Origin of the sequence: Proteus genomosp. 4 str. ATCC 51469 (assembly GCF_003144375.1) — a bacterium.
Lineage (GTDB): Bacteria > Pseudomonadota > Gammaproteobacteria > Enterobacterales > Enterobacteriaceae > Proteus.
Genome location: NZ_PENV01000025.1, coordinates 26,221 through 38,291 on the forward strand (window position 1 = coordinate 26,221; position 12,071 = coordinate 38,291).

Genomic DNA, 12,071 nt, shown 5'->3' on the forward strand with positions numbered 1-12,071 from the left:
ATTATTTTCTCTTTTTCTCATAGATTATTTCCTGCTTATTTTTATAATTTTTTAATTTATAAATTAAGAACAAATTTGTGAATATATTAAAAGGTCTGATAAAAAAACAATATTCTCTAAAACTTTTATTTTTCAAATATTGGCTGGGCGACTCTGCCATAATAATTTTTAGTAGTGTTATTCTTTTTTATACAGTTGTTGTACCACTCATTCAAATTGAAGTGTTTTCTTTATATATCGCTATTTATTTTATTGCGTTTATTTTATCAATAAAAACAAATAATTGTAAGTCAATTCCTTCTCTACCTCTCCCTGCCCATACTTTTTACATTTAAATCATTTTATTCACCAAAAAATAAAGCTAAATATACATGACTTTAAAGAAATACAATAAATTAAAACAAATTATAATTTCATTAACTTATTGATTTAAGAAAAATAAATTCCAAAAAAAGCGACAAATTGAAATTAAATCTAATTTTTTAGATGAAGAGCACAATATTTGATAAAATCAACTTTATTTTATTGACCTGATTTACGCATACCTTTAAGTTACCTGTCACAACAAAATAAATGTAAATAATAATTTACATCATAATTTCTTTTTTATTTAGTCAATATCTTTCAGTTACAGGGAATTTTTATGCAGACTTCATCCCGCAAGCTCCCCTTTTATCGTGTGTTATATATCCAAGTTATTATTGCTATCATTTTCGGTATTCTATTAGGACATTTTTACCCTGATATTGGTGAGTCATTCAAACCTTTGGGTGATGGATTTATCAAAATAGTAAAAATGATCATCGCACCTGTTATCTTTCTAACCGTAGTGACAGGCATTGCTGGTATGAACAATATGAAAGCAGTCGGAAAAGTAGCGGGTAAATCAATGATTTACTTTCTCACATTTTCTACAATTGCACTTGTTATTGGATTAATCACTGCCAATATTATTCGCCCTGGTGACGGTTTAAATATCTCTCCTGAATCATTAGACAGTAGCCGAGTAGAAATGTATGTCACTCAGGCGCACAGCTCTTCTCTTGTTGATTTTTTCATGAATATCATCCCTGATACTATCGTTAGTCCATTAGTTAACGGTAATATCTTACAAGTGCTGTTTGTTTCTGTAGTTTTTGGTCTGGCATTAGCATCAATAGGTTCACGGGGTGAACCTGTATTAAATTTCTTACAGCATCTTTGTGAACCTGTTTTTAAGATGGTTGGTATGCTAATGAAGTTAGCACCTATTGGTGCCTTTGGTGCAATGGCTTTTACGATAGGTAAATATGGTATTTCCTCCATTGGAAATTTAATGTTGTTGGTAATTACTTTTTATTTAACAGCATTACTTTTCGTATTGGTCGTTTTGGGTGCGGTTGCTAAATATAATGGCTTTTCTATTCTCTCTTTAATTAAATACATAAAAGATGAACTTTGGTTAGTATTAGGTACTTCTTCGTCTGAAGCCGCACTACCTACATTAATGAGTAAAATGGAAAAACTGGGTTGTAAAAAATCCGTTGTCGGTTTAGTTATTCCAACTGGTTACTCCTTTAATTTAGATGGCACTAATATCTATATGACCATGGCGGCATTATTTATTGCGCAAGCAACAGGCGTTGATTTGTCATTAACAGAACAAATTACATTACTGTTTGTTGCCATGATCAGCTCAAAAGGTGCAGCAGGTGTTACAGGAGCCGGTTTCATTACTCTTGCAGCAACATTATCGGTTGTTCCTAGTGTTCCCGTTGCAGGTATGGCTTTGATACTAGGTATTGACCGCTTTATGTCAGAGTGTCGCGCATTGACCAATCTTGTTGGCAATGCTTGCGCCTGTATTGTTGTTGCTCGCTGGGAAAATGCCTTAGACAAAGAGAGAATGAATGATGTTTTTAGTGGAAGAATATCAATAAAAAACAAGCTAGATACTGATTTAGTATTAGATGAAATAAATGAAAAAACACATTATATAAAAGCATCTGAACAATAGTTTTTATATTTTTTAATAAAAAATAAAAAGAGAGTATTTAAGCACTCTCTTTTTATTAAATAATCGCCATATATTTTTCCTATGATTTGACTGTCATTGGTAAACTTTGTTGTGCTAGTTGGTAATTAACGGATGATGATCCCGCTAAAGAGATCTATCAAAAGATTACACTTGAATATTGGCGACACAATTTTCCTCAAGAGTGTGAATATTACCAAGATATTAATTCCAAACCTGATTTTGAACGCCTATTTAATCAAGTTAAAGCAATGTGGTTAGATCAAAGTACAACTGGCTATCCTAATGAAAAAATTAAAAATACCACGACTCTGTTTTAGTCTACCGTAGTGATAATGATATGCTGGTTTCTTTATCTCATTCACAAGAAATCGTTGATAATATTGAACCTGCCTCATTACTGAATCTGCCCTTTATTTCACATGTTGTACATGAGGAAAAACCTCAATGGCTAGCGAATATTTTTAATGATTTTTTTAATTTTCATTATAAAAATAAATAAAATTTTTATAATTGATGTGCTAAACAACACTTTGTTGCCTCATTCATTCTTATCTACTCCGTAATTAATAAGTATTTTTTATATACCACATTGTAAATTTCCCTTTAGGAGATTTCTTATATTTAAAACACACAAAATAACTGTATATTTATACAGTATCATATGGATTTAAAAGTTATTTACTAAACAAAGGAATGTATTATGAGTAATGAAATTAATGTATATAAAATGATGAGTAGCACCCCTTCTATTTATGCAGAAGTAAATGAAAATAAAGGAAAATTTGATTTATCTCTCATGAGTAACGATGAAGTTATTGAGAAAATCAGCGACACACAATGTGGACAGACTTTTTATATCAATGCACCTGGAACTTATACCGTACTGGTTAATTATACTGACGGTAAACACACCTCTAATGAAGTCGTTTTTCAGCCATCAGAATTTATTAAGGAAAAAATAACTCCTTTATTTTCAATGCTAGAAAATAAACTATCCGTACTTTCAGAACCAGTGATTAATGAGAATGATAAATTCTCAATTCAAATAAAAATAAATAAAGGAAAAAAATCAAAATTAGATAAATTACTGAAAAAAGAACGTGGATTTTTTGATTTAGAAAAAGTGGTTATTGATTTATCCTCATTTCAAAAAGATCATCCTATTCATAACTTTGAGTATTATACTTTAAAAAGTACACTCTCTATTAATGATGTAAAAATTGTCGCAGATAAATTAGAAGCGGACAGTGATATTGTCTATGTCTCTATCACTCCTGATAGTATTAAATTATTAGAATCTAATAACATAAAACAAAGCGCTTTTAATTTAGATAAAGCGACTACTGAAGTGACACCTGATCTTTCTTCTTACCAAAAATATCTCGATGAACCCTATCAAGGTATGAATGTACGAAAGGCTTGGGCTAAAGAAAATACAGGTCAATTAGCTGTAATCCGACATATTGATTTTGGTGTTAACAGTTTTCATGAAGATCTTCAAAATAAAAATATTACTGTTGTTACTAATAATGGTACAACCAAAGAAGAAATATTAAAAAATATTCATGGTACAGGTTCTGTTGGTGTTATATCAGCTGAAAATAATGGTTTTGGAATGACGGGCATTGCTCATTCTGCAAAACTATATTCTTATTATATTCACCAAATGAGTACTGTTTTAAGTGATTCCAGACCTGGAGACATTGTTAGTTATGAATACTGTGCATGGAATCATGAAAAAAAAATGGTTCCAGCATCCATGTATAAATCATTCTGGGATACCATTTATAACCTAACTCAAAAAGGTGTTATTGTTCTCAATACCGCAGGTAATTCAAACGTTAATTTATCTGATCCCTCACAATTTATAGATTACGGTGATAATGGTGGCATATTAGTGGGTGCTTGTATGCCTAATGATGGAAGTAAAGCTGGTTTTTCAAATTATGGTCACTCCACCTCATTAGTGAATTCATGGGGCTTTCAAGTAGCAACTACAGGAGGTGGCTCTTTATATAATCGAGATAATGATCCTACTACCACATATACTGCTAAATTTAATGGCACTTCAAGTGCCGCACCTTTATGTGCAAGTGCTCTTGGATTATTACAATCTCATGCCAAAAGTATGGGCGTTATGTTAACACCAGAGAGTATGAGAACATTATTAAAAAAATCCAGTTACACTGAAGGAGTAAAAGATGGAATTGGTGTTAGACCTAATGTCGATCAATTAATGGGAGAGCTAGATAAAGAAATTCTAGCTCCACTCGTAAATATAAACCCCTTTTCATATTCATCTAATTATTTAAATCTTAATTCTTCATTTAAACTTAAGGAATATAAAATAGAAAATCTTCCATTCTATTATCAATATACGGATTTACCACACAATGGTATTATTGCTCATTATCCACAACAAGGCCCTTCTAAATTAGAATGGTGGGATCAAAGTAAAACATCAAGCCAAGTTAAAATTCCAGTATCTGATAGTGATGGGAATGTATCTATATTATATTTAACTGTACATAAATGGAATGACGCTGGTTTATTTGCTATGAATACAACCGCTGCACCTGATAATTCTACTGGCTCAAATTTCAGAATAAGATTGATATATGATCCTGCAAAAAACACACATTTAAATAAAACAAAATACAGTGGAATTTTCCCTGTCTATATTCAATGTTGGGAACATCGAGAATATAAATTGCCTGTTAGAATTAATATTCATATAGAATAATATTAATAATCTACTGGTTTAATTTAGTTAATAAAAAGGTGCTTAATTTAGCACCTTTTCTTATATTTATAGATAACGACATAATGAAAAAACCTCACTCAATAAAGTGAGGTTTAAATCAAAAACTTAAAATCTAAATATCTGTGATAATTTCACTTTGTGGCAATCTTGATTTTGGTAAATTGTAATTGAAATCATCTTCTTCTCTATAACCTAATGCAACAATTGTCACGGCATGAAGACCTTTATCATTTAAAGAAAATGTTGAATCTATTTTGGATAAATCAAAACCTTCCATTGGAAGAGCATCTATTCCTAACGTTGCTGCTCCAAGTAATAATGATCCCATATTTAAATAAACCTGCTTCTCTATCCAATGAGATAAATCACCAAGTTGTTTTTCATGTAGATTAACAAAAAATGATCTTGCGAGATTATTTTGCTCTTTAAATTCGGCTGCTGGATATCGTCCTGCTTTATCTTCTAATTCAAGCAAATGAGAGAGATATTCTTCAGACAATGTATTTCTTGCACACATAACCACAACATGTGAAGCACTTAATATTTTCTCTTTATTGAACTCATATCCACCCTCTGTTGAGCCAGCAATTTTCTGCTTAGCATCATCCGTTTTTGCGATGATAAAATGCCACGGTTGAGTATTCACACTTGATGGGCTTAGTTGTAATAATGCTTTAATTTGTTCTAATTCTTGCTCAGGGATCACTTTGTTTTTATCAAAATGTTTTGTCGCATAACGTGTTTTCAATATCTTTAATAAATTCATTTATTACACCTATTCCAAATAAGACACTTGTATCGGACTCATTTTAATTATAATTTACCATCTGGCAAGTACGTACAATTTATGTATATAGGATACAAATGGATACTGTCAAAAAGAATAGATATAACGACTACACCTATGATGGATGCCCGGTTGAAGCCTCTTTAGAGCTGATGGGAGGAAAAGGAAAAGGCATGATCCTTTACCATTTACAGGGAAAAATACTGCGATTTAATGAGCTAAAAAGAAAACTTATTTCAATAACACCTAGAATGCTAACTAAACAGTTACGTGAACTTGAATCTGACGGGCTTATCGAGCGCAAAGTGTATGCTGAAATTCCGCCCAAAGTTGAATATAAACTCAGCGAGGATGGAGAATCACTCTCTCACGTTTTAGCAGCACTACAAAGCTGGGGAGAAGAAAGAGCAATTCCTATATTAAAAAGATCTGCCAATAGAAAATGATAACACTTTCCTTAATTAGAATATTAATTTCTTTAAGAAATTAATATTCTTCTATATTTCTGAGAAAAAACATTTAACATCATTTATAAAATTTAATTTAGGAAAATAATACCCATTAAATGGGTAATTTAAATATAAAATAAAATAAAAACAAGTCTTATAATGATGTGATTTAGATAAATATATTACATAAAAAACGAATACATCTTATTTCTCTATCTTATTATGACAAGAACTTTATTTATATAAAATAAAAACATAATTCATTGATTTTCAATCCTTTAATAATAATTACTCTCTTATAGAAATTCACTATCATTAAATTGATTTATATAGAAAAAACCAACTTCATTTATTTTAAGATGATATATATATTAGTAAAATCACGTAGTGAATCTGTTATAAAATTATATTCTAGTATTTTATATAAAAACGTGGCTATTACTTTTATTTATTAATTACTATTTTAGAGAGTTTCTATGAAGAAAACTTTTTTGAGTACATCATTAGCTATCGCATTGAGCTTAACAGTAGGTACAGTATTTGCTGACGATAATACGGGTACTATCAATTTTAATGGTCTATTAACAACAACAACTTGTAAAGTTGATATAGAAGGACAAGGACCTAATGCAACCATTACTTTACCTACAGTAAGTACAAATGCATTGACTCAAGCTGGTCAAGTAACTGGCCGGACTGCATTTAATATGAATCTACACGATTGCGAAAATGTAATTCCTACTATTACTATTTGGAGAATGAATTCAGATTCAAGCGATGTTACTCACAGTCTTGTCTCAGCATTTTTTGAAGCAGGGGTCACCGTTGATCCAGTGACTGGACGACTTAAAAATATGGATACCAGTGCTACAGGTGCTACTTTTGTTAATTTACAATTACTAGATGGTAGTAATAATTTTGCTCCAATTAAAGTTGGTAGTACCTCACAAGTCACTAATACATCTTATGTAGATATTGATTCTGATACATTTTCAGCAACATTACCTTATGCTGTTGAATACTACGCAACAGGTACAACAACTGCTGGTAAAGTTAATAGTAGTGTTGTTTATACTTTGCAGTATAAATAATTAGATATTTATTTTCATTAAAGAAAAAAGGTGCTGTATTACCAGCACCCTTAAAGACTTTAATTTAATATTTAATCTTGCTTATTCCATCCACTCTGTATGGAATACGCCATCTTTATCAGTACGTTTATAAGTATGCGCACCAAAATAGTCACGTTGAGCTTGGATTAAGTTTGCTGGTAACACTTCTGCACGATAGCTATCGTAATAAGAAATAGCCGCAGAGAATGTTGGAGTTGGAATACCTGCTTGTACGCCATAACAAACAACATCACGCAGAGCTTGTTGGTAATCATCAGCGATTTGTTTGAAGTATGGTGCTAACAGCAGATTTGCAATGCTTGCATCTTCGTTATAGGCATCTGTGATTTTTTGCAGGAATTGAGCGCGAATGATACAACCCGCACGGAAAATCTTCGCGATTTCACCGTAGTTTAAATCCCAGTTATATTCGTCTGATGCTGCTTTCAGTTGTTGGAAACCTTGAGCATAAGAGACAATTTTACCTAAATACAGTGCGCGACGTACATTTTCAATAAAGGCTTTTTTATCACCAGAAAATGCTTTAGGTGTTGGGCCTGATAACACTTTAGATGCAGCAACACGTTGATCTTTTAATGAAGAGATATAACGTGCAAATACAGACTCAGTGATAAGAGTAACGGGTACACCTAAGTCTAAAGAGCTTTGGCTAGTCCATTTACCTGTACCTTTATTTGCTGCTTCATCAAGAATAACATCAACAAGGTATTTACCTTCGTCATCTTTTTTACGGAAAATATCAGCGGTAATTTCAATCAGGTAGCTACTTAATTCACCTTTATTCCACTCGGTAAAGGTTTCTGCTAATTCTTCATTAGTTAGACCTAAAGAGTGTTTTAATACTGAATACGCTTCTGCAATCAGTTGCATATCGCCATATTCGATACCGTTGTGAACCATTTTTACATAGTGACCCGCACCATCAGCACCGATATAAGTCACACAAGGTTCGCCTTCAGCAACAGCCGCAATTTTTTCAAGGATTGGCGCGACTAATTCGTAAGCTTCTTTTTGTCCACCCGGCATGATTGAAGGGCCTTTTAATGCGCCTTCTTCACCACCAGAAACCCCCGTACCAATAAAGTTAAAACCTTGTGCTGATAATTCACGGTTACGACGAATGGTATCTTTAAAGAAAGTATTTCCGCCATCGATAAGGATATCGCCTTTATCTAAATGCGGTGTCAATGCAGCAATTGTTTTATCCGTTGCTTCACCCGCTTTTACCATTAATAAAATACGGCGCGGTTTTTCTAACGAATCAACAAACTCTTCAATAGAATAATTCGGAACCAGTTTTTTACCTGGATTTTCAGCGATAACTTCGTTGGTTTTATCGCTTGAGCGGTTGTAAATGGATACAGAATAACCACGGCTTTCAATATTTAGCGCAAGGTTACGTCCCATAACTGCCATACCAACCACGCCGATTTGCTGTTTTGACATGAAAATAACTCCCGTCTGAAAATAAACCTGCCAGTATCAATGTACTGACAATTTGTTAACCTGATCACATAGTAACTCACTCTCTCACTTGGTGGTAGTTATTGATGTAATTGGTATCACAATCTTTTAGACAAAATGAAATTATTCCCCTGCGATCGATAATAAATTATTGAAAATTTCCTTCAAATTGCTCATTATTCCCAAGTCGGCATATGCCGTCTTTATAGAAGGTAAAACAAACTGTATGGAATGGATCTTAGATCCGACGATTTGGGTAGGACTCTCCACCCTAATTGTTCTCGAAATCGTACTTGGTATTGATAACCTTGTTTTTATTGCTATTCTGGCAGATAAACTCCCAGCAAAACTAAGAGATAAAGCGCGTATAACAGGGCTATTATGTGCATTAATAATGCGTATCGTGTTGTTATTTAGTCTCTCTTGGCTTATCACTCTGACAAAACCTCTTGTTACACTGTTTGATCACCCTTTCAGTGCAAGAGACTTAATTATGCTTCTCGGAGGGATATTCTTGCTGTTCAAGGCCACCATGGAGCTTAATGAACGGCTAGAAGGTAAAGATCATAATGAGGGAAAACAACGTAAAACAACTAGCTTTTGGTCTGTTGTTGCCCAAATTATTGTGCTGGATGCAGTATTCTCGCTTGACTCAGTAATAACTGCTGTGGGTATGGTTGATCATTTAGGCGTTATGATTGCAGCTGTTACTATCGCAATGTTCTTGATGATCCTGGCAAGTAAACCTTTAACAAACTTCGTCAATAACCACCCAACCATTGTTATTTTGTGTTTAAGTTTCTTACTGATGATTGGTTTTGCATTAGTTGCCGAAGGCTTTGGTTATGCCATTCCAAAAGGTTACCTATATGCAGCGATTGGCTTCTCTATCATGATAGAAGTCTTTAATCAGTTAGCACAATTTAACCGTCGCCGTTTTTTATCTGCTTCTCGCTCTTTACGTGAGCGCACAGCAGAAGCGGTGCTACGTATTATTAATGGTAAACCTGAATCTTCTGAATTAGATCATCACACATCTGATTTAGTCTCTGATGCTGAAGAGGTGTTTGATCCTCAAGAACGTCAAATGATTGTGCGTGTGCTTGGTTTAAGTCAACGTAATGTGAACAGTATCATGACGTCTCGCCATGATGTTGAATACGTAGACTTAAATGCAACACAAGATGATATCCGCCAATTATTGGAAAAGGAGCCTCACTCTCGCCTAGTGATTACTGATGAACAGCACAGTGATGAACCTGTTGGGGTTGTTAATGTTATTCAGCTGCTGAATCAACAATTACGTAATGAACCTCTAAACTTACGTTTATTGGTCACACAACCGTTGATCTTCCCTGAAGGTTTATCCTTACTGCAAGCATTAGAACAATTCCGAAGTGCACATACCCACTTCGCTTTTGTTGTAGATGAATTCGGTTCAGTAGAGGGTATCGTCACGTTAACTGACGTAATGGAAACCATTGCGGGTAACTTACCTGTCAGTTCTGAAGAAAACGATTCTCGTCACGACTTGGTTCAAAATGAAGACGGTTCATGGACTGTAAATGGTTTTACACCGCTTGAAGACTTAGTGCTTTATATTCCAATCAAATTGGATGAAAAACGTGAGTATGAAACCTTAGCAGGTTTATTAATGGAGCATTTACAACGTGTTCCAACTGTTGGTGAAAAAATTCTGATTGATGGTATTGAATTTGAGCCATTAGAAGTGAATAACCATCGAATTAATAAAGTACGTATTGTAGAACCGACACCTGAAGACGAAGAAAACGTTGACGAAGCGTAATCCCTGTCAAATAGCAAAATATCCGCCTTTATGGCGGATATTTTTTATCTGAAGATTGTGTCTACTGGAAAATAATATGTATACCAATGTCAGCGTTAAAATAGTCTGGTTAACCTCTGTTGAAGGAGGAAGGCTATCACCACCTCCTTTAGCTGGTTTTTATTATCCAACCACTCAACTACCTTACAACCCAAATAATTGGAGCCTTGCGATTGAAATCACTCACACACAGAAAAAGTCAGAACATTGGGTAAGTGAGGGTAATATGCAGTTTTTAGTTGAACATGCCCCTCATCATTTATTAGAAGAATTAGAAAAATTTGAAATTTATGAAGGCGCTAAAAAAGTCGCAGATGCCTTTATTCAGTTTAAATAATTATTTTTATACGACTTTTCTTAAGCCGATAAAAAACGGACTTTGATAACAGTTTGAGCTATTCGAAATAAGCAATCATTGAATTAATAAAATTCATATCGTTGAGCGGAAAACTAATAAAAATGTTGATGAAATACAATATAGATGATTTTTAATAAAAAGCTTTCCAGAGATCTTTAGGATTCGTTTTTTCATTTAAGATATAAGGATCATTAGGGTCTATTTTGCACTGCTCTTCTACTTCCTCTGGCCAAATAGGACGGCGACTGGTTAAGATTGCAATATAGCGAGGAACACTAATAATAAAAATAATTGGAGACATCAATGGCATTAAAATTTTCAACATACCTTTAAATAACGTGCTGACATAAAAGAACGTGAATCCATAACTTTCTTTTTTATTGGCTATCGGCAAACAAAATTCAACTTGTTGAATAATATTCTCAGGCCCTTCTTCCATATAACGTCGAATAAACTCCCAATGATATTTCAGTAATTCAAAATTACCGGTGGAGGCAGGAAGGCAAAAGGTATCAACAATAGTTTTATTATCATCAGCAAGAACATGCCCACTAATATAATAGTCGTTTTTCATACTTTTAGCGTAATCAAGTCCCGTGGTGAAAAATACTTTCTTCCAAGGTACTGAAATAATAGAACCATCAGTGCGAAAGGCGTAAACCATTTGATTTTTACGATCAAAACGTAATGGGTAGTGTGTCCATGCAAACCACTCTGTTTTCAGTAAAGAGAACATAAAAAGTCCCATTGCAAGGAATAGGGGGGCTAAAACTGATGCCAACAATATTTTACCTGAACTATGATCAAAAAATATAACTGTCAATACAAGCTTTAATGCAAAAATTGAGAATAAAGTAGTAAGTATAGAAGAAAAAAGACTCACAAACCCTTTTGAAGAATAATATTTATCCACCATTTCTAGATAATGAGAATTTATTGCGATCACTTTTATATCAGGAATTAATTCTTCATTGGTTATATCAATACGGCTATTTTGATCAAGTCTACCGGCTATTTCTTCGTTATTTAATGGGCGATTAAGCTTAAATTTTTGTAGTAATCCATAAGAGTCCATTTTAATTATCTCTTTATTTGTTTAAATTTTTAATCTAAAAAGATCTTTTCCGGTAAAATAAAATTGCGTAGTTGCAAGAGTGCGATTGGGCCATCGCCCATTTCTGTTCTTAAAGTGTAATTGAGTGACTGTCCATTTAAGGTTTTCCAACTGACAGAGTAACTGCTGGTGCTGCCGG

Annotated in this window: 9 protein-coding genes; 6 read left to right on the forward strand and 3 right to left on the reverse strand. The window is 33.4% G+C overall.

From position 1 onward, the window contains the following. Window positions 1-643 precede the first annotated feature (643 nt). Both DK866_RS18440 and DK866_RS18445 read left to right on the forward strand, forming a co-directional pair. Complete coding sequence (locus tag DK866_RS18440) at window positions 644-1,996, forward strand: dicarboxylate/amino acid:cation symporter (protein ID WP_208624199.1); 1,353 nt, start codon at window positions 644-646, stop codon at window positions 1,994-1,996. A 721-nt stretch (window positions 1,997-2,717) separates the two neighbouring features. Continuing rightward, window positions 2,718-4,760: a S8 family serine peptidase gene (locus tag DK866_RS18445; protein WP_109410088.1), complete on the forward strand. Its 2,043-nt coding sequence runs from the start codon at window positions 2,718-2,720 to the stop codon at window positions 4,758-4,760. Window positions 4,761-4,893: 133 nt separating this feature from the next. Here the strand turns inward: DK866_RS18445 and nfsB are convergent, their stop codons facing one another. Continuing rightward, window positions 4,894-5,547 carry an oxygen-insensitive NAD(P)H nitroreductase gene (gene nfsB / locus DK866_RS18450; RefSeq protein WP_088493341.1) on the reverse strand — a complete coding sequence of 218 codons (654 nt, stop codon included), beginning with the start codon at window positions 5,545-5,547 and terminating at the stop codon, window positions 4,894-4,896. Between the two features lie 98 nt (window positions 5,548-5,645). Here nfsB and DK866_RS18455 point away from each other — a divergent pair, with 98 nt between their 5' ends. Both DK866_RS18455 and DK866_RS18460 read left to right on the forward strand, forming a co-directional pair. Then, window positions 5,646-6,014: a winged helix-turn-helix transcriptional regulator gene (locus DK866_RS18455; RefSeq protein WP_109410089.1), complete on the forward strand. Its 369-nt coding sequence runs from the start codon at window positions 5,646-5,648 to the stop codon at window positions 6,012-6,014. Between the two features lie 479 nt (window positions 6,015-6,493). Then, window positions 6,494-7,108 carry a fimbrial protein gene (locus tag DK866_RS18460; RefSeq protein WP_109410090.1) on the forward strand — a complete coding sequence of 205 codons (615 nt, stop codon included), beginning with the start codon at window positions 6,494-6,496 and terminating at the stop codon, window positions 7,106-7,108. An 81-nt stretch (window positions 7,109-7,189) separates the two neighbouring features. Here the strand turns inward: DK866_RS18460 and gndA are convergent, their stop codons facing one another. After that, complete coding sequence (gene gndA / locus DK866_RS18465) at window positions 7,190-8,596, reverse strand: NADP-dependent phosphogluconate dehydrogenase (protein WP_023581264.1); 1,407 nt, start codon at window positions 8,594-8,596, stop codon at window positions 7,190-7,192. A 244-nt stretch (window positions 8,597-8,840) separates the two neighbouring features. Between gndA and DK866_RS18470 the strand changes: the two genes are divergently transcribed. Together DK866_RS18470 and DK866_RS18475 are read left to right on the forward strand one after the other, a co-directional pair. After that, entirely contained in the window at window positions 8,841-10,421 is a 1,581-nt protein-coding gene (locus DK866_RS18470; RefSeq protein WP_109410091.1) for a TerC family protein, read from the forward strand. A gap of 76 nt (window positions 10,422-10,497) precedes the next feature. Next, entirely contained in the window at window positions 10,498-10,797 is a 300-nt protein-coding gene (locus tag DK866_RS18475) for a hypothetical protein (protein ID WP_109410092.1), read from the forward strand. 151 nt (window positions 10,798-10,948) lie between these two features. On the opposite strand, the gene DK866_RS18480 is transcribed toward DK866_RS18475, so the two are convergent. Next, window positions 10,949-11,893, reverse strand: a complete 945-nt coding sequence (locus DK866_RS18480; RefSeq protein ID WP_109410093.1) for a DUF6708 domain-containing protein — start codon at window positions 11,891-11,893, stop codon at window positions 10,949-10,951. Window positions 11,894-12,071: the final 178 nt, after the last annotated feature.

Coding starts and splice junctions, on each gene's coding strand:
- DK866_RS18440 (WP_208624199.1), top strand. CDS start 644: ATGCAGACTTCATCCCGCAAGCTCCCCTTTTATCGTGTGTTATATATC.
- DK866_RS18445 (WP_109410088.1), top strand. CDS start 2,718: ATGAGTAATGAAATTAATGTATATAAAATGATGAGTAGCACCCCTTCT.
- nfsB (WP_088493341.1), bottom strand. CDS start 5,547: ATGAATTTATTAAAGATATTGAAAACACGTTATGCGACAAAACATTTT.
- DK866_RS18455 (WP_109410089.1), top strand. CDS start 5,646: ATGGATACTGTCAAAAAGAATAGATATAACGACTACACCTATGATGGA.
- DK866_RS18460 (WP_109410090.1), top strand. CDS start 6,494: ATGAAGAAAACTTTTTTGAGTACATCATTAGCTATCGCATTGAGCTTA.
- gndA (WP_023581264.1), bottom strand. CDS start 8,596: ATGTCAAAACAGCAAATCGGCGTGGTTGGTATGGCAGTTATGGGACGT.
- DK866_RS18470 (WP_109410091.1), top strand. CDS start 8,841: ATGGAATGGATCTTAGATCCGACGATTTGGGTAGGACTCTCCACCCTA.
- DK866_RS18475 (WP_109410092.1), top strand. CDS start 10,498: ATGTATACCAATGTCAGCGTTAAAATAGTCTGGTTAACCTCTGTTGAA.
- DK866_RS18480 (WP_109410093.1), bottom strand. CDS start 11,893: ATGGACTCTTATGGATTACTACAAAAATTTAAGCTTAATCGCCCATTA.